We start from the raw sequence: 18,704 nt of genomic DNA, 5'->3' as shown, positions 1-18,704 counted from the left end.
TTGTTTTTTCTACAAAATTGGATACCCTTATGTATAATTAAAATTATTGACTTCAAACGCCATTATTTGACTGACGAAATTGCATTTAAAGCTGTTAAAACCTTTGTCAGTGCTTTTGCTATGTTTGTCACTTCAAAATTGATTTCTGTCAGACTTGTTTTCTGGGCAATCTCAAGAAAATAAACTTTGTCAAAAAAACAATTATGAAAAAACTATTTCTGTTACTAATCCTATCAGGTCAAATATTGGCTCAAAATAAAAGTATAGTCGGGAGTGTCAAAGATACTCAAAATGAATCGGTGATTGGTGCTACTGTCAAACTTATGAACAGTATTGACTCAAGTTTTGTGAAAGGAGGGATTACTGATATAAATGGGGATTTCCTTTTACAAAATTTATCCAGTGGCAGTTATTTTTTAGAAATCACTTCAATGGGATTTTTGAAATATAGAAGTGTAAAAAAAACATTGGACGAACAACAAACCAAGGTGGAATTGCCAGTTATTATCCTTTTGCCTGCCAAGAGTACCACTTTAAACGAAGTAGTAGTTAGTGCTAAAAAACCGCTGATTGAGCAGGAAATCGACAAAACTATTGTAAATGTAGGAACGATGATATCGGCAGCGTCCAGTAATACCCTTGAAGTTTTGGAAAAAACACCAGGCATATCAGTGGATGCTCAGGGAAATATTAACCTCTATGGAAAAAGTGGAGCAATGGTTTTGATTGATGGTCGCAGTACCTACATGAGTGGAACAGATTTGGTAGCTTATCTCAAGTCATTACCAGGCGGTTTGTTAGATAAACTCGAACTGATGGATAATCCTCCAGCAAAATATGATGCTGCAGGGTCTTCTATCATCAATATTATTTTAAAAAAGAACAAAGCAAGAGGTTTAACTGGTAATCTATCTTCTGGCATGTCGATGGGGCAAAAACTGAGAGTCAATAATAGTGTAAATTTTAACCTTAATCGCCAGAAAATCAATTGGTTTTGGGGAATAGACCAGAGTTTAGACCAAGACTATACAGAAGAAACTTCACAAAGGACAATTTTTAATGATGAAAAAATAAGCATTGCCAATATTCAATCAAAAAACTACAGCGATTATAAAGCCAATAGTTTGAGTGGAAGATTTGGGGCAGATTTTACATTGAGTGAAAAAACTATTCTGGGCGTGCAGTTTTTTTTACAAAATAGACCCCGTTCAGATGATGCAAACTACGTAAATACGACAGCGACTCAAGCATTCAAAGGCAATAATAGTGGCACTAATAATTGGAACTCAAAATCCGCTAATGTAAACTTCAATCATAAATTCAATACCAAGGGGCATGAATTATCTGGGGATTTAAACATATTAAACTATCAGTCAGGAGGCTTACGAAATTTTAATAGAGTAACTGAAAATGAGCTTTTTGACAATAAATTATCCAACAATATTAATATCTACAACTTCAAAACAGACTATTCATTACCATTGGGCAAAGGAGCCAATTTAGAAAGTGGACTAAAGTCGAGTTTTGTAAAAAACGACAATGATGCACTTTTTCGGGATGAATTAGCTGCAATCATTTACAGCCGAAGTAACCACTTTATATATCATGAAAACATAAATGCAGGATATGTAAATATCAGAAAGTCAATCAATAAAAAGTTGAGTTTGCAACTTGGCTTAAGAGCAGAAAATACCAATATCTTGGGAGAATTATTAGCAAACGAAAGTATTAAATATCAAAAATTTAATCAAAATTTCACCAATCTCTTTCCCAGTGTATTTTTAAGCTATAACCTAGACAGTTTAAAAAATCATAACCTTAGTTTTAATTTCACAAGAAGAGTAAATCGACCTAATTATCAGCAGTTTAATCCATTTCTTAATTATGTTGATGCCTATAATTACACCCAAGGTAATCCAGCTTTACAGCCTTTTTATTTAAATTTAGTACGATTTAGGTATCAATATAAATCTATTTACACACTTGGCTTTGGCTATGACGGAGCTGATGGAATTCTGGGCGAAGTTACTATCAGAGAAGGCGAAACATTTATCCGAAAGCCATTTAATACGGGCATTGGTAATAGAACATTTATTAATCATAATTTAACACTTCAACCTACCAAATGGCTAAGCTCAACATTCTATTTTCAAGTGGCTCGATTCGACATTAAAAGTAACATAAATGGAGAAACAAATCATACAGTATTTTTTACTGCAAGAGTATCTACTAACCAACAAATTAGTTTTGGGAAGGGGTGGTCAAGTGAACTTTCTTCTCAGTACAAAACCGAAGAAAGAATCTATCCTACCACAGTGTTAGCTAGGGTATCTGTTTACTATTCGATGCAAAAAAAGATATTGAAAGACAAAGGAGCGATAAAATTGAATATCAACGATATTTTTCACTCAGACACCTATCGAGAACGGATAGAAAACTTTCAGAGTATTTACCAAAATAGGGTCAATATAAACGATACTCAGCGAATTGGCTTGGCATTCAGCTATAGATTTGGCAATGAAAAATATGCCCGTAAACGCCGAAATAGAGACAATTCTGCAACAGAAGAGACAGAGAGAGTGCAATAAATTCACGAGCGAGACGCTCTTTTTGGCTTTTTGGTCGTAGGAGAGCCTCAATGTCGTCAACTTAAGAGAACTCGGTCAGATTATTACACAAAGTCCATATCGAGCCAAATAAGAATTTTCCATCGAAACAAGCAAAAACGCTCGGAAACAAACTCTTTATCAAATTGTGAATATGACAATTTGCTTAAATTGACAACATTGAGGAGAGCCTACGACCAGTATTAGATGCAATACGGGATATCAATGAGCATTCTTCTATGATGAAGAGCAAATAATATTTTGAGTTTATACAATTTAATCACATGTAATTCTACATGTACATTCCTTATTTATATAATTAAGTTATTAATAATAAATAACATAAATTCAATTATTCCCATCTGACTGGAATATGAGTAAGACTAAATCTTATATTGCCAACAGCTATATCCAAAAGATAAATCTCGGTTATTGGAGAATCCATATTGATATTATTAAAACTAAATATTCCGTTAATCGGAAGATTAAAAGGAACCCGAATACGCTTATTGGAAGACCCAAATTCCGAATAACTAGGTATATATCTTATTTGGTTAATCATGATAGATTCCGATTGAACACCGATAAGCCTCTCCAATGACTCGATATTTGTTACATCAAACCTAATCTCAATTTCTCTTGATGTCGCATGCCCGATAGCTCTGAGGTTACATACTCTGATATAATGGCGAGTTGTACATGTGTTAGAAGTGGTACCACTACTGACCAGTTCCACAGACATATTATTATTTTCGGACTCGACGGTGATATTAAATGGAATACGGTCTTTCCTGATATACCCATCCTTTTCGACATTGATGTTAAGCCGTGTACCTCCATTTCCTACTGGAATGCGGTTGAATTGGACACGGCCATTATTATCCGTTGTTTGACGACTAAAACCAATTTGTTCAATGATTACAGTTGTGCCGGGGATAGGTGAATGCGTTACAGCATCCATTACATAGATTACAATGGTTTTATATTGGGTTTGAGAAAAGCCTCTCAGTTGAAAAAGTAGAATGCACATTAAGGCATAGCAATAGGTTATAACTCTCATCAAGTTGAACGTAAATTTTAAAGTGATGGTATTATTATGGGGCTCGTAATATGAGTGTCGAGACTATAAGCGTATATTTTGGATTTATCAGGATATATAATGGAAACCTGAATCTGTTGGTTGTCTTCTAACGCGCTTGGATAAACTCGTATTGTGCCTGTTTCATCCAGTGTGAAAGAGTCACCACTAGCATTGAATTTGACCGTTGTCCCTTTAGGAAGGGGAAGATTTTGCTCGTCTACGAAAGTCCAGCTCAAAGGTTGAGAAACCTTTTCGTTTGTTGTAATGCTCGAATATGGCTTGGATGTTGTTGGTTCCTGCCGAGTTTTATTATAATAGTGATAGTTAGTATTTATCTGTGTATCAATAATGTATTGTCTCTCTATCGGTGCATTGTTAATTATAGTCTTAAGAGAGGCTTCTTTAGATGGAGCAGAAAAAAAGAGTAAACGATAGCAGTATATACCACCGCCTATTAGCGCCCCATAAATCACAAGGGTAATTATTATTCCCCCTCCGGGAATGTTTTTCTTAATAAACTTCGCCAATAATCGTATATCATTGATTTCCATAATATTATTATATGAATTTATATTGGAAATTACAAAATTTTCAGATATAAACAATGTGTGACATAGAATATTTTTTGATAATTAATTTAAGTTGCGACGTATTAAATCACTATAATTTTTCGATTGTGTATGCGAATAAAAAGAGTACTAATTTTAGGATAAAGCCCTTAACGGTGACAGTATGAATACTTCAAGGGAATAAATCAGTAATTCCATTAAATGTATGTTCTATGGTTTTTTCTGTAATGTTCTTTTAAAAATGCCCGATATCTTTCATCAGGTCTTTTTGAGTTATTTTTAAGAATTACTTTAAGATAAATATCCTTACATTATCAAAGCTTCCACTTGCCTTTCAGAACAAGTGGAAGAGCATTAATCTTTATTCTTGTTTCTTAAGTCTTACATCTCTACTACAAGTTTTCCTCTAAAACAGCCGTCTTTACATTATCGTCAGAATGCCTATCTATCAGCTTATTAATAGGGTCAATTCCCGCTTTTTTAGGCTTTTCTTTGACGATTATTTTGAAGGTATTGTCTTTCTTAGATACTTTATATTTTTGGATAGAAAGCAATTTGTCTTTACCATCTTTGTCTTCACCATACACACCTACGTCAATCCAATCGTTTAGGGCAATTGGTTTTTCGTTACCCGAACTATCTGCTCTGAATTTCTCTGAAATGGCTTTGATGCTTACTTCATAAGTTTTGTTTGGCAATACTTTGTAGGTTACTTTATCTGTTTTGTTTTCATACAAGGTAATGGTTTCAAACATATCATGAATGATGTATTTTAAAGAGTCTGGTGTTTCGGCTTTAAAATACTTTAACAAATCCTGACTAGTAGGATAGCGTTTGTATTTGCCATCCGAACTTGGATATTTCCAATCTGCTAAGAAATCATGCAATGCTTTGTTTACTTTATCTTCACCGATATAGTCTTGTAAAGCAAACATCACTACTGAACCCTTGTTATAATGAATATACCCCTGACTTTCTACCAAGGCTAACGGTTGCTCTTTTTTACTTTCTCTTGCACGTCCACTAAGGTATTTATCCAATTCATATTTCAAGAACTTTTGCATCAATTCAGGTTTAACAGCATGCTTCATCACCATTAAAGCCGAGTATTGTGCTTGTGTTTCTGAAAGCATCGCATTTCCCTTTACCTTCGCTTCGGCTACCTGATGTCCCCACCATTGATGTCCCAATTCGTGTGCAGTTACATAAAATGGCATATCCAAGTCTTTTTCAGGGTCATTGATTTTCTGGATAAAACCAATTCCTTCTGAAAATGGAACGGTATTGGCAAACGACTGGGCAAAAGTAGCATAGCGTGGAAACTCCATGATTCTCATTTGACGATATTGATAAGGAGCAAAGTTTTTATCAAAATAATCGAATGAGGCTTTCATTGAAGACATCATTTTGTCAAGGTTATATTCATGCCCTTTGTTGTAGTAAATCTCCAAGTCTACATTCTTCCATTTATCATGTTTAATTTGATAGTCAGCAGAGATTATCGAATAGAAATTAACCATCGGCACATCCATTTTATAATGGAAATATTTGCGGTCTTGTTTCTCCCAAGTTTTTTGTAAGTAACCAGGAGCAATAGCCGTTTGGTCTTTACTTGTGCCTATTACCATTTCAAAACGAATATAGTCTGAATCATCACCAAACAAACTTTGTGAAAGTCCGATTGGATTATTCTGTTCCATCATCCGCTCTTTTTCAGGCAATTTGTATTTTTTACGGGTATCGTCATCACCTATTTCAAATCCATCACTATAGCCTAAAGAAGGCAAATATCCATTATTGAAAAAAGTACCATTATAGACAATATCCGTATTAGAGCCTTTGGCTACAAAACCTTTGGTTTCATATTTAGTTTTAAAGCTCATCTTGACAGAATCGCCAGAAGCCAACGGTTTATTTAATTGATAAATAGTAAATCCAAAATCATCATAGGTCTTTTTAGTTTTTGCTCCTCCTTCAAATTTTAAATATTCAATTTTCATGTTATGCTGAATATCATTTTGGATATAAATATCATTGAGCGTTTTAGTTGTTTTGTTTTTTAACCAAAAATAACCTTCGGCAGTAAAATCACGGTTTTCGGGATAAATCTCAACGTTTAAATTAACATCTACAATACGAGGTTGAGGAGCATTGTCAAATGGCTTTTTCAACGTTTTTTCATAATCTGCCTGTATCTTATCTTGATCTTCCTTGGTAAAATACTTATTCAATTTGTTAGTATTATAATAGATATACACACCAGTAGCAATGAAGGTTATCAGTACAGTGATACCAAAAGTAAGAACAGGTTTACTTAAACGAAGCTTGCCAATTTTCAAACGTGTTTGCATCAAAACCTCTGTTCCTCGTACACTTAACAAAACTGATAGGATAAAAAGAATGCCTACAAAAGCCAGCCAGTAGAGTTTCATCCACGAGAAAGATGATACAAAGTGCCCATATTTATTCATATCTGAATAGCTACCTAAACTACCGCTATTAAATGAAAACAGAGGGTGTTCGATACCAGCGCCACTCATGAATAAGTTGATGATAAAGAAAACAAACATCAAGGCAAAGCCAACTAATTTGTTATTGGCAATGGTTTGGATAAAGAAAGATAGTAAGGTAAACGCTGTGAGAAAAATTAGCTCGTCGGTAAATAACGTTTTGAAATAGAGCGATAATTCAAAATTGAAGTACCCATGTGCTACTTGAACACATACTCCGAAGAAAACTAAACAGAACAGTAAACCTATATAGATGATGATTAAGCCTAAGAATTTAGAAAATAGCCCCACCCAATCTGGTACGGGTAATGCATCAATAATTAAATTAATATTTACTGTTCTTTCTCTCCAAATTAATTCACCTGAGTAAAAAACAACGATGATTAAAAAGAACAAATCGAACTCGCCTAAAAAGCCCAGTACATTAGCTGTAATAGGGTAGGAGCTTGTTCCATACATTTCACCGAAATAAAAAGAGTTGATCGTTAAATCTGTAAACCCAACAAAAACAATAGCAATGAATGGAATTTCTTTTACAACCATTTTAGCATAGAAAATAGATTGCTCCCATAGCTGGATAAGATTAGCAGAAAAATTAGTGAATTGATGTACCGCTGGAATCAATACGTTTTCTGGTTTGATAGCCAAGGGTGTTTCTTTCACTACTTTCTTTTTCTTGAGCCATGAAGACGTAACCACATTGAAACTAAAAGCATAATAAGTAATAATCAAGATAAGCACACCTATACTACACCACAGTACACGATTCCAGAGCATCATGCCTTCAAGAGGAATCAGTAGGTTGTTTTTCTGAGCAGGCGTCCAATATTGTGTATAAATCTGGAAAGTCCTTACAGCAAATGGGTCAATTAATGAGGCGAGGTCTTTATTCTCCAAATCTTGAGTAATCGTACCCGTTATTTCATACAATACAAATAGAATAATACCTTGTGTATAAATTACCAACGGCTTTCTGCTCAATGTTCCTGCGGCAAAATAAATGGTAGCTTGAATAAAAAGATTTGTGATACCATAAAAGATAAATGGCTGAAAATAGTGCCAAATATCAAACGGATGCATTACTTTTTCTTTCCAAGATGGGTCCCAAGGTAAGAATTTACCAATTGAAAACCCTAACATAAAGGCCATCCAAATGGATGAATATATCAGCACCATCACAAAGAATGAACCCCAGAACCTACCCATCAAATAATCAAATTTAGACATGGTAGTGGTAAACATCAATGATTCAGTTTTGTGTTCAAAATCACGCAAAACGGCTACACCCATCACCGCCGAACTGATAAAAGTTACGGCGAAAGTCATGATAATTGTCATGAATGATAGAGAGTAAGGCGAATTGGCTTGTAATTGTCCGCCAGCAGAACTGCCAATTGTTACATACTTTGACGTAGCAGCCGCGAAACACAACATGAATAATATAAAAAAATACAAATAAGTAGCCGCTCTATTCTTTCGATAGCTAAATTCAAAACGTAAAATCTCTAAAAACATAGTATTATCGGTTTAGGCATTAGCAAAAATTTTCGTAAAATAAACATCTTCCAAATCTCCTTCAACAGCATCAAAAGTGCCATCAGGATTGCTATCTGCTAAAATGTGTATCACAGGTGACCCTCCAATCAGTTTATCAGAAATCAATGTATAGTTTCTCTTATATTCCTCTAATTCAGTCTTTTGAATACGCTTACGCCATATTTTTCCTTCTATTTCTTTGATGGCATCAAATGGATTTCCTTTATAAAGTACCTGCCCTTTGTTAAACACAGCCATATCCTGACACAGCTCTTTCACATCGTCAACAATATGGGTTGAAAGTATCACAATCGTATTTTCGCCTAATTCTGATAGAAGATTTAAAAAACGGTTACGTTCGGCGGGGTCTAGTCCTGCGGTGGGTTCATCGACAATAATTAGTTTAGGGTTCGCTAATAAAGCCTGAGCAATGCCAAAGCGTTGCTTCATACCGCCTGAGTAACCACCCAAATTCTTTTTGCGAGCATCCCAAAGATTAGTTTTTTGAAGTAATGATTCTACCAATTCTTTGCGTTCTTTGGCATTGGTAATGCCTTTTAAAACGGCTAGATGGTTTAATAGCGTAATGGCATCTACTTTAGGATATACGCCAAATTCTTGTGGTAAATATCCCAAGGTTTTACGTACTTCCTCTTTTTGTTTTAATACGTCTATATCGCCTAATGTTATCGTGCCTGTATCTGCTTCTTGGAGGGTTGCTATGGTTCGCATCAAAGAGGATTTACCCGCCCCATTTGGGCCTAATAAACCAAACATGCCTTGATTGATTGTTAAATTTACGTTTTGGAGCGCTTGAACACCGTTGGAATACGTCTTATTTAGGTTTGTAATCGTTAGTTGCATAAAGTTTGGAGTTTAATTTTATACAAATTAACATTTTACCTCCATTTATTTTTCAGAATGTGATGAAAACATTGATGATTAGATAAATGGCAAAAAAGCAAATATGAATCATCTCGTTTTTTTGCTTTGGAATAATAAGTTTTAGAGCTTTTAGATTTATTACCGTCTAGTCCTTACTTTTCTTTCCTTGATGAAAGAAAAGTAACAAAAGAAAATCAAGAATTCCTAAACTCGCTCCGCTCAAACAGTAGGAATTCAGGGAACATCAATCACAAAAAAGCGGTCTAAAAACTAATTTAGATCGCTTTTTTTATGATTTAAAAATTTGTAATGACTCATGTTTTATGATTGAGGAAAATCGAATTCCTACTGTTTGAGCGGAGCGAGTTTAGGAATTCTTGATTTTTTTGTTACTTTTTGCATCAAGGCAAAAAGTAAGGACGAGTATAACTCCAAAAGTTTTTGAAATCTTCTAAAATTCACTATTTTATTAGAAAATTCGATATCATTCATGTTTATAATTTTAAAATTAGGTAGGACTTATATTTGCTTGATGAGCTTGTATGACTGAAAAACGCTATTTCGCTTTAGGTTGAAAAAAGTACATCCCTAAATACAACAGAAAAGAAAAAGTACAAATCCAAAGTCCACAAGCTTCTCTGGCTAATTCTTGATTAATGGTTTTCATTGATAAGCCACCACCTTCTGAGAAAAAGCCTTCCCATGAAGTCATTTGAAACCAACTATTCAAGCCCGCCACAAAAGACATGATAGCTACCACTACCAGCAATTCAGGATTGCTTTTACCTTGATAGGCTTTTAATGAACAATAAGCAGCCACTAAGTAAATCGGAATCCAAAGTACAGGGTCAGGGTCATTATATTGCCAGCCTGCAAACAATAAGAAAATCATGGTAAAAACTATGCCGAGGTATTTCATTTTTTGAGTTGTGATTTGTGAGTGATGAGTTTTTTGAGTTTCGAGTGCTGAGTGAAGAGTTTTGAGTTAATACATGTGCTTGCATAGTATAGCTTGCCTGCAAGTACTTAAATCTCATTGCTTAATGCTCAAAGCTTATAGCTAAATTATAGCTTACAGCTAAAAACTTATTTACAAAAAGTCTCAATAGCCTGTTTAGCATCTGTATAGCCCAAACGGCTCGCCATTTTAAAACTCAAACAACTGTCATTTGAGTTCCCTCTTTTTTGTTGAACTACGCCCAAACCATAATACGCTTTGGCGAATTTATTATCAGCTTTTACAGCATTGGTAAAATCTTCTAACGATTTGTCTAATTCGCCTAATTGAAAATAGATGTTTCCACGGTTATACAAAGCATTGGTTTCTTTAGGGTCTATCTGAATAGCTTTGTCGAAATCTACAATGGCTTCTTCTGTTTTATGTAAGGCTGCTAAAATAATACCTCTTTTAACGTATAGCTCTGCGGTGTCTGGCTGTATTGCAATGGCTTTAGTACAATCTTCATAAGCTCCATCCCAATCCGATTTTTCCATTTTTACTGAAGCCCTGTTAAAGTATGGTTGGTAATTGTTAGGGTCTAGTTTAATGGCTTGTTCGTAATCTAATAATGCCGCAGTAAAATCTTTCAATTCAAAATTAGCAGCACCACGCATGTTAAAAGCTTTGGCATTGGCAGGGTCTTTGTCGATAGCCTGATTCAGATATTCAATGGCTTCTCTAGGCTTACCTTGTTTCAATTGTTCTTTCGCTTTTTCTAAAAAAGCATCGGCTGAACCCGTACAATTCACTAAAAAAAAGCAAAAAGAGGCTAAAAAGAGAGAAAATGTAATTTTTTTTAAAATATTTTTTAGTGTCATAATGTTAAGTTAATTAACTGTAAATCAAAAGGTCATCCTATTAATCAGTCAAAGTTGACTAGATTTTATCAGAAAAATTTCCTCAAAGTTGCGGTGAAGGTTTTGAAAAAACAACAAAACCTGCCATCTTTGTGACGGCAAATTACCAGCTCCCTCCGAATCCCCCAGGTCTTGACCGAAGCAAGGGTAGGCAGGTTGTAGCGGTGAATTTGCCTTTTTTTGTTTTATGTCCATCCAGTGCTCTTCAACAATCTTCATATTAAATATCTTTGTAACATAGTAAAGCAAAAACAACTGTTCTATACTGTTATAATTTTTATTAAATAATTCTCTGCATTCTCAAATGCTTTTCCTAATTTTGTAACAAGTATTAATGACAGATTGAAGACAGCGTGATTCCATCTGAAATTTCCTTTCGATTTTCATATAGCGTTAAATTAACATAATTCTCAAAAAACATATCAACATGAAATTTTTTATTGACACAGCCAATCTCAAAGAAATCCAAGATGCTCAGGATTTAGGTGTATTAGACGGAGTAACTACTAATCCATCTTTAATGGCAAAAGAAGGAATCAGCGGTAAAAACAACGTTCTTAAACATTATAAAGCAATTTGTGATATTGTTGAAGGTGATGTTTCTGCGGAAGTAATCGCAACTGATTTTGAAGGAATGGTTCGTGAGGGAGAAGAATTAGCAGAATTAGACGAGAAAATAGTAGTGAAAATTCCGATTACTAAAGACGGAGTAAGAGCACTTAAGTATTTCTCAGAAAAAGGAATTAAAACAAACTGTACGTTGATTTTCTCTGCTGGTCAAGCTTTATTGGCAGCTAAAGCAGGAGCTTCTTATGTTTCTCCATTTATTGGTCGTTTAGATGATATTTCATTTGATGGTATCCAATTAATCGAGCAAATCCGTACAATTTATGATAACTATGGTTTTGATACTGAAATCTTAGCAGCATCTGTGCGTAACCCAATCCATATTATCAGATGTGCTGAAATCGGTGCTGATGTAATGACTGGTCCACTTTCTGCGATGTTAGCATTATTAAACCACCCATTAACAGATAGCGGTTTAGCGAAATTCTTAGCTGACCATGCTAAGACTAATGCTTAGTAGCTTTGAGCTTTGAGCAATCAGCTTTGAGCCTTGAGCAATGAGTTTTTTAGCCTTCGGCTATCGGAATTATAAATAACAATAAAAAAGCTCTTCAGACTTTAGTGTTTGAAGAGCTTTTTTTGTTTGGGCTTTCGGATGTCGGTTTTCGGTCATCAATCAGCTTGTGAAAATAAAAATCACCAAAGGCTAAAATCCGAAAGCTAAAAAACAAGCTATCCGATAGCCGATGTCCGAAATCTGAAAGCAAAAAAAGCTCATTGCTCAAATCTTACATCTCAAAGCTAGAAAATAAGGTACCCGATAGCCGATGACCGAAATCTGAAAGCAAAAAAGCTCATTGCTCAAAGCTCACATCTCAAAGCTGAAAAAGCTAATTTATCGGTACTAACACTTTTACACTCATATTTCTACCCATATTATAAACCCCACGATTACCAGTAGTCTGGTTAACATCTAAATATTTCAATCTACTTTGATGGCTTTGATAAGCATTATCCAATAGATTATTAATATTTAGATAAATAGCGAATAAGGCTTTCTTTTTTTGATTGGTAACGGTAGCACCCGTGCCAATATTAATAAGAGAATAAGCAGGTGTTTTTGTTTCAGTATTATAAGCCAACAACGCATTGTTTTGTTGTTGGTTATGCTCTAATTCTACAGAGAAGTAAGCGCCTCTTAAATGTTTCCCCCAATTGTTCTTTGTTAGTTTAATGTTACTCAACCATCTTGGCGGAGGCATAAAAGGAAGGTATTTAGCAGAATCAGTTTTTGCTGAAAGGTTTACCCCATTCACTGAAGAATAGCTTTGTGTAATACTAAACCATCGTGCTGAGGCAGGGTTATAAGTAACCACAGCTTCCATGCCCAATAAACGTGCGTTTCCTTGCTGATAACGGAACATAGGCACACCATTGATAATAGAATCTTTTCCTGTGATATTCTGAACACGCTCTGAAAAAGTATAATGATTAATGCGATTACTGAACAGGTTGACATCGATATAAAGCGAACTATTTTCAAAAGTAAGTCCTAAATCATTTTGCAAGGATACTTCTGATTGTTGGTTGATATTACCGATTTCATAGCGAAAAGTACCTGCGTGTTCGCCATTTGAGGATATTTCAGGTACAGAGGGTGCTCTGAAACCACGAGCAACATTTGTTTTTACGGATAATAAATTATTGATTTTATAAACTGCTCCAAAGCTTCCTGTGGCGTTTTGAAATGTCTTGTTAAAACCTACAAAACGTTCAGTAGTATTAGCAGATGGTTTGGTTTGAAATCTACCTTCTGTATCAATATACAGTTTATGAATATCCAACTGGCGGAGGTCGAATCTAAGTCCACCACTCATGTATAATCGATTGATTTTCTTTTTTGCAAACACAAATATGCCATTATCTAACAAATTGAAATCTGGATACAATGTTTCATTCCCACGATTGTTCATTGTTTGAGCCATCCCATTAGTACCAATCGTAATTTCAAGATTGTTTTTCTCTGCCAAATTAAACCTTGCATCATAATAAAGTGTCTGCAAGAAAAAATATAAATCAGCTTCAAAAGGTTTTAGTACATTTCCATATTCTTGGCGGTGATTCTGAGAATAAGCCAAATTCAAGCTGAAAGTATTTCTACCCAACATTAGATAATTGTTCCAAGATACTTTGTAGTTAGTTAACGACTGCGAATTAGATGGATTGATAGCAGGATTTTTTAATTCCTCCTCCGATACTCTTTCAACGTTTGCTTTTCCGTTAATTAATACCTGTTTGGTAAAGTATCCTTGCTTATCCCTCATGCCGTCAATGATATTAATATCTTGCCCAAACTTTGAAAAATATATCCTCGAAAAGCCCCATTTCTTATTCAATCCAATCATACCAGAATAATCAAGCTCTCTGAATTTAGAACCATAGACCAATCCATCATAAGGGTTCTGATAATTCCCTGCATTTTTATTGCTCAATCTTCCTGTCCAGACCAACCCATTTTTATTTCCCCCCAGATTAACGGAAAATCCGTGTAAGCCATTATTTGTTTGATAGTTGTATAAAACACTTCCATTAATTTTTTCTGATTCTGTTGGGGTGGGTGATATTACGGAAATAACCCCTCCTAAACCATCAGAACCATACATCAGTGATCCCGCCCCACGGATGATTTCATATCGTTCTATCGAAAACTCATCAATATGTAAGCTGTGTTCTTCGCCCCATTGGTTGTCTTCCTGACGGACACCATCATGCACTGTGATTACTCTATTGAAACCCAACCCACGGATAATAGGCTTTGAAAGTGTTGGGCCAGTCATGATTTGTGAAACTCCAGGCAATTTTACAATGGCATCTACCAAGTTGGTTGAAGTACTTTGTAGCCATTGAGCCCTAGAAAGTGCGGCAATGGGTACTGGACTTTCTTTGACCAATGTTTTTATGCCTGCTCCTGTCACTACTACTTCTTCTAAGGATGTAGCAGCACTTTCCATAGCAAAGTTTTGATGAATGGTATCTTGGATTTTTATTTTTTGTGTAATGGTCTTCAAGGAAACATAGCTTACCTGAATCGTAAAATCACCCTTCGGTAAGTTTTTGATGTGGTAAAAGCCATTTACGTCAGAATTTGTCCCTGTTCTTAATTCTGGAATATAAATGTTGGCACCAATGACGGCTTCATTGGTTTCGGTAATCGTTACTTTCCCAGAAATGGCGTGCTGACTATATGCTTTGGTGAAAACAAAACTAGCCATGATTAAATAAAGTATCGGTTTGGAGAAATTTTTCATTTTGTATTTCTAATTAATAATTTAGATTAGTCTAAAAATTATTCAAATATAAAGCATAAAAATTAATTAGCTAGTATAAAATAATAAAAATATTGCTAATTTTTAAAAATTTACAAAGCAACTACCTTGTAAATCAGGTGATTAATGGTTAGGTAAGTTTGTTGTTGATAAATAAGATACTTTTGGGGGCATTTAAAAACGTTATACAGCAAGTTGAAAAATAGCTAATGAATGTTGATTTTACGATGTCAGAAGATGTTTGGGAGAGGGAGATTATCGTAAATAAGGAGACTAACACACAAAAAATAGTTAAGTGTTATCATTTTGTCAGTATATTTGAAAAAATAACATAGCAAGCAAAAAATGTTTACATCAGAACCCGTAGTTGTCATTGAGAGTGCATTTGTATATCAAAACGAACGCGTAGTTTTAAGCGACGTTAACTTTAGTATCAACAAAGGAGAGTTTGTTTTTTTGATAGGAAGAACGGGAAGTGGAAAAAGTTCTTTACTAAAAACATTATACGCTGATCTTTGGCTACAACAAGGTAAAGCCAAAGTGGCAGGGTTTATTATTGAAAAATTAAAGTTAGCCGACCGCCCTTTCCTTAGGCGAAAAATTGGGGTTGTATTTCAGGATTTCCAATTGTTTATGGATAGAAATGTTCAAGAGAACTTAATGTGGGTTTTGGAAGCAACAGGGTGGAGTGATAGTGCAAAAATGAAAGCAAGAGTTGCTGAAGTATTAATGCAAGTGGGTATGTCAACGTCTCGTGATAAAATGCCACACCAACTTTCAGGAGGGGAACAACAGCGAGTAGTAATAGCCAGAGCTTTATTGAACGAACCACAAATACTGTTTGCAGATGAGCCAACGGGAAATCTAGACCCAGAAGTTTCGGGGCAAATCCTAGAGCTTTTTCATGAAATTAACAAAGCTGGTACAGCCATTTTAATGGCAACGCATGACTTTGATATGATACGCAAGTTCCCTGCTAGAATCTTGAAATGTGAAAACGGACAAGTAAAGGAACAATAGTAAAATGCCTGATTGTAAATAGTAATGTTTTACCTTGAAATACCAACTTTAAACACACTTAATAATATCTCGACCTATGAAAACAACATTTTTATGTATCACATTTCTGTATTTCTTCAGTAATACTTTTGCTCAATTTAACAAAAAACATGAGCCTTTCGCTCATACCTTTTCCATTGTTGCTCGCGATAGTAAGACGGGCGAAATGGCCGTTGGCGTACAAAGCCACTGGTTTAGTGTAGGTACTGCCGTTTCGTGGGGACAAGCTGGCGTTGGGGTGATTGCTACACAAAGTTTTGTGAATAAATCATTTGGAATAAGAGGTTTAGCATTGTTGAAAAGTGGGAAAACGGCACAGGAAGCTTTGGATATTCTTTTATCAAATGATGGTGGAAAAGAGGTTCGTCAGGTAGGTATTGTCGATGCAAAGGGTAATGTAGCGGTGCATACTGGTAAAAATTGTGTAGATTTTGCTGGACATATTAAAGGAACTAATTATTCTGTTCAGAGTAATATGATGCTTAATAATAAAGTACCATCTGCCATGTCAAAAGCTTTTCAAGATAATTGGAGATTGCCTTTGGCAGAAAGAGTACTGAAAGCATTAGAAGCGGGACAGGCAGTAGGAGGGGACATCAGAGGAAAACAATCTGCCGCCTTATTGGTTGTAAAAGGTACATCAACTAACAAACCGTGGGATGAAGACCATCTGGTGGATTTAAGAGTAGATGACCACCAGTCTCCGTTAGTAGAGCTTGCCAGACTTTTGAAAGTTCGCAGAGCATACGACCACATGGATGCTGGAGATTTGGCGACAGAAACCAGTAATATGAAAAAAGCCATGGAGGAATATAACGCCGCTATGAAGCTGCTGCCTAATAACATTGAAATGCAATATTGGACAGCCATTACAATGGCGAATAATAAGGGTATCATAAAGGCATCTGAAATGCTTCAGAAAATATATGCCAAAGAGCCTAATTGGCGAGAAATGACAAAACGTTTACCCAAATTGGGTTTATTAAAGGTATCAGACTTGGATTTGAAGGAATTAACTAAATAGTTTATTTAACTAAAATTAACACAAAATACAGCAATAAAAATGCTGTATTTTACATTTTTAAAAGTACAGTACGGGTTGTAGTACTTGAAAACAATCAATTTTATTATGCAATATTCAATTCTATGGGCAGACGACGAAATCGATTTGCTTAAACCATATATTATGTTTTTGACCCAAAAAGGGTATGATGTTACACCTGTTAATTCTGGCGCAGATGCTTTAGAGGAGGTAGAAAAAAAGAAATTTGATGTAGTATTTCTCGACGAAAATATGCCCGGTATGACAGGCCTTGAGGTGCTTCCAAAAATAAAGCAATTGAAGCCTAATTTACCCGTTGTAATGATTACGAAATCAGAAGAGGAGGATATTATGGAAGAGGCAATTGGTTCTAAAATTGCTGATTATCTGATTAAACCATTGAACCCTAACCAAATACTGCTTTCTGTAAAGAAAATTTTAGATAAAAAACGCCTCGAAGAAGAGAAAACCAATTTGTCTTATCAGCAAGAGTTCCGTCAATTAGCGATGCGCTATCAAGACAAAATGGACTACGCTGAATGGGCAGATGTTTATAAGAAATTGCTTTTCTGGGAATTGGAAATCGACAGGACTGAAAACAAATCGATGGCAGAGGTAATGAACATGCAGAAGTCGGAAGCCAATGCTAATTTTTCAAGATTTATTACCGATAACTATGAAAATTGGTTGAATGAACCTAAAGGAAATAATCCTATTCTTTCGCATCAATTGATGAGAAAAAAGGTTTTCCCATTGCTCCGAGAAGATTCTCCTCTTTTCTTTGTATTGATAGATAACTTGCGTTTTGACCAATGGAAAGTATTAGAAGGATTAATTCAGGATTATTTCTCGGTGGAAGAAGAATCGACTTATTATTCTATTTTACCTACTACTACGGCTTATGCTAGAAACGCTATTTTCTCGGGTTTGATGCCTTCTGAAATAGAAAAACAATATCCTAAACATTGGGTACAAGATATTGGGGATAACGAAGATGAAGAAGGGTTCAATCAGCACGAAGAATTTTTCTTTCAAGAACAAATTCGTAAGAGTAGAATGCCTTTTGCAGTAAAGTCATCTTATCACAAAATCATTCATAACAACCAAGGGAAAAGTTTGGTTGAAAATTTCTCAAAGCTACTTCAAAATCATTTGAATGTAGTGGTTTACAACTTTGTGGATATGTTGTCGCATGCGAGAACAGACATGGCAATGATTAAAGAACTTGCCCCAGATGAGTCAGGATATAGAAGTTTGACAGCCAGTTGGTTTACCCACTCGCCTTTGTTTGATTTATTAAAGAAAATCTCTGACAAAAAAGGCAGATTAATCATCACTACTGACCACGGGATGATTAGGGTACAGAATCCAGTGAAGATTGTTGGCGACCGTTCTGTCAATACCAACTTACGTTATAAGCAAGGTAGAAACTTAAACTGGGACGAGGAAAACCATTTATTAGTTTGTAGAAAACCAGAGCGTTTTTTCTTACCAAAAGTAAATGTATCTACAACGTATGTGTTTACTAAAGAAGATTATTTCTTTGCGTATCCAAACAATTACAATCATTATGTAAGTCATTATAGGAACACTTTTCAACACGGAGGAATATCGTTAGAAGAATGTATTATTCCATTTGTGTATCTGACGGCAAAGTAGGTTATTA

General features: G+C 35.1%; 12 protein-coding genes. 5 read left to right on the top strand and 7 right to left on the bottom strand.

All coding sequences use genetic code 11. The features are described 5' to 3' along the window. Window positions 1-203: 203 nt before the first annotated feature. Window positions 204-2,588 (top strand): outer membrane beta-barrel protein, encoded by a 2,385-nt coding sequence (locus AC07N0_RS19585; RefSeq protein WP_494590617.1) that lies wholly within the window; start codon window positions 204-206, stop codon window positions 2,586-2,588. A gap of 370 nt (window positions 2,589-2,958) precedes the next feature. Here the strand turns inward: AC07N0_RS19585 and AC07N0_RS19580 are convergent, their stop codons facing one another. The 6 genes from AC07N0_RS19580 to AC07N0_RS19555 all read right to left on the bottom strand — a co-directional run bounded on the left by AC07N0_RS19580 (window position 2,959) and on the right by AC07N0_RS19555 (window position 11,005). Then, window positions 2,959-3,666 carry a hypothetical protein gene (locus AC07N0_RS19580; protein ID WP_494590616.1) on the bottom strand — a complete coding sequence of 236 codons (708 nt, stop codon included), beginning with the start codon at window positions 3,664-3,666 and terminating at the stop codon, window positions 2,959-2,961. A 17-nt stretch (window positions 3,667-3,683) separates the two neighbouring features. Then, window positions 3,684-4,238 (bottom strand): Rib/alpha-like domain-containing protein, encoded by a 555-nt coding sequence (locus tag AC07N0_RS19575; RefSeq protein WP_494590615.1) that lies wholly within the window; start codon window positions 4,236-4,238, stop codon window positions 3,684-3,686. 410 nt (window positions 4,239-4,648) lie between these two features. Beyond that, complete coding sequence (locus AC07N0_RS19570; RefSeq protein ID WP_494590614.1) at window positions 4,649-8,281, bottom strand: ABC transporter permease/M1 family aminopeptidase; 3,633 nt, start codon at window positions 8,279-8,281, stop codon at window positions 4,649-4,651. Between the two features lie 12 nt (window positions 8,282-8,293). Next, the gene (locus AC07N0_RS19565; RefSeq protein ID WP_492799122.1) at window positions 8,294-9,166 is read right to left on the bottom strand and encodes an ABC transporter ATP-binding protein; all 873 of its coding nucleotides are present in this window, start codon (window positions 9,164-9,166) and stop codon (window positions 8,294-8,296) included. 577 nt (window positions 9,167-9,743) lie between these two features. Beyond that, window positions 9,744-10,106, bottom strand: coding sequence for a transmembrane 220 family protein (locus tag AC07N0_RS19560; protein WP_492799123.1), 363 nt, complete (start codon window positions 10,104-10,106; stop codon window positions 9,744-9,746). 167 nt (window positions 10,107-10,273) lie between these two features. Further along, a complete protein-coding gene (locus AC07N0_RS19555) occupies window positions 10,274-11,005 on the bottom strand; it encodes a tetratricopeptide repeat protein (RefSeq protein WP_494590613.1) in 732 nt (243 codons plus the stop codon). Between the two features lie 466 nt (window positions 11,006-11,471). On the opposite strand from AC07N0_RS19555, the gene fsa reads away from it, so the two are divergent. Then, on the top strand, window positions 11,472-12,128 hold the full coding sequence (gene fsa, locus AC07N0_RS19550) for a fructose-6-phosphate aldolase (RefSeq protein ID WP_492799125.1): 657 nt from the start codon (window positions 11,472-11,474) through the stop codon (window positions 12,126-12,128). A 373-nt stretch (window positions 12,129-12,501) separates the two neighbouring features. Here fsa and AC07N0_RS19545 read toward each other — a convergent pair whose 3' ends face one another. Beyond that, complete coding sequence (locus tag AC07N0_RS19545; protein ID WP_494590612.1) at window positions 12,502-14,919, bottom strand: TonB-dependent receptor; 2,418 nt, start codon at window positions 14,917-14,919, stop codon at window positions 12,502-12,504. A gap of 363 nt (window positions 14,920-15,282) precedes the next feature. Between AC07N0_RS19545 and AC07N0_RS19540 the strand changes: the two genes are divergently transcribed. From AC07N0_RS19540 to porX, 3 genes are all read left to right on the top strand, one after another. Then, a complete protein-coding gene (locus AC07N0_RS19540; RefSeq protein WP_492799127.1) occupies window positions 15,283-15,957 on the top strand; it encodes a cell division ATP-binding protein FtsE in 675 nt (224 codons plus the stop codon). A gap of 76 nt (window positions 15,958-16,033) precedes the next feature. Next, window positions 16,034-17,020 carry a DUF1028 domain-containing protein gene (locus AC07N0_RS19535; RefSeq protein ID WP_494590611.1) on the top strand — a complete coding sequence of 329 codons (987 nt, stop codon included), beginning with the start codon at window positions 16,034-16,036 and terminating at the stop codon, window positions 17,018-17,020. Window positions 17,021-17,125: 105 nt separating this feature from the next. Further along, window positions 17,126-18,697 (top strand): T9SS response regulator signal transducer PorX, encoded by a 1,572-nt coding sequence (porX, locus tag AC07N0_RS19530; protein ID WP_494590610.1) that lies wholly within the window; start codon window positions 17,126-17,128, stop codon window positions 18,695-18,697. Window positions 18,698-18,704: the final 7 nt, after the last annotated feature.

The organism is Arcicella sp. GW821-FHT09D11 (assembly GCF_059416265.1).
The sequence above is the reverse complement of the archived record's forward strand: the minus strand, read 5'-3'. Positions and strand labels throughout refer to the sequence as shown.

What these genes read in the sequence shown, in the direction of transcription:
- AC07N0_RS19585 (WP_494590617.1), top strand. Translation starts at nt 204, where the DNA reads ATGAAAAAACTATTTCTGTTACTAATCCTATCAGGTCAAATATTGGCT.
- AC07N0_RS19580 (WP_494590616.1), bottom strand. Translation starts at nt 3,666, where the DNA reads ATGAGAGTTATAACCTATTGCTATGCCTTAATGTGCATTCTACTTTTT.
- AC07N0_RS19575 (WP_494590615.1), bottom strand. Translation starts at nt 4,238, where the DNA reads ATGGAAATCAATGATATACGATTATTGGCGAAGTTTATTAAGAAAAAC.
- AC07N0_RS19570 (WP_494590614.1), bottom strand. Translation starts at nt 8,281, where the DNA reads ATGTTTTTAGAGATTTTACGTTTTGAATTTAGCTATCGAAAGAATAGA.
- AC07N0_RS19565 (WP_492799122.1), bottom strand. Translation starts at nt 9,166, where the DNA reads ATGCAACTAACGATTACAAACCTAAATAAGACGTATTCCAACGGTGTT.
- AC07N0_RS19560 (WP_492799123.1), bottom strand. Translation starts at nt 10,106, where the DNA reads ATGAAATACCTCGGCATAGTTTTTACCATGATTTTCTTATTGTTTGCA.
- AC07N0_RS19555 (WP_494590613.1), bottom strand. Translation starts at nt 11,005, where the DNA reads ATGACACTAAAAAATATTTTAAAAAAAATTACATTTTCTCTCTTTTTA.
- fsa (WP_492799125.1), top strand. Translation starts at nt 11,472, where the DNA reads ATGAAATTTTTTATTGACACAGCCAATCTCAAAGAAATCCAAGATGCT.
- AC07N0_RS19545 (WP_494590612.1), bottom strand. Translation starts at nt 14,919, where the DNA reads ATGAAAAATTTCTCCAAACCGATACTTTATTTAATCATGGCTAGTTTT.
- AC07N0_RS19540 (WP_492799127.1), top strand. Translation starts at nt 15,283, where the DNA reads ATGTTTACATCAGAACCCGTAGTTGTCATTGAGAGTGCATTTGTATAT.
- AC07N0_RS19535 (WP_494590611.1), top strand. Translation starts at nt 16,034, where the DNA reads ATGAAAACAACATTTTTATGTATCACATTTCTGTATTTCTTCAGTAAT.
- porX (WP_494590610.1), top strand. Translation starts at nt 17,126, where the DNA reads ATGCAATATTCAATTCTATGGGCAGACGACGAAATCGATTTGCTTAAA.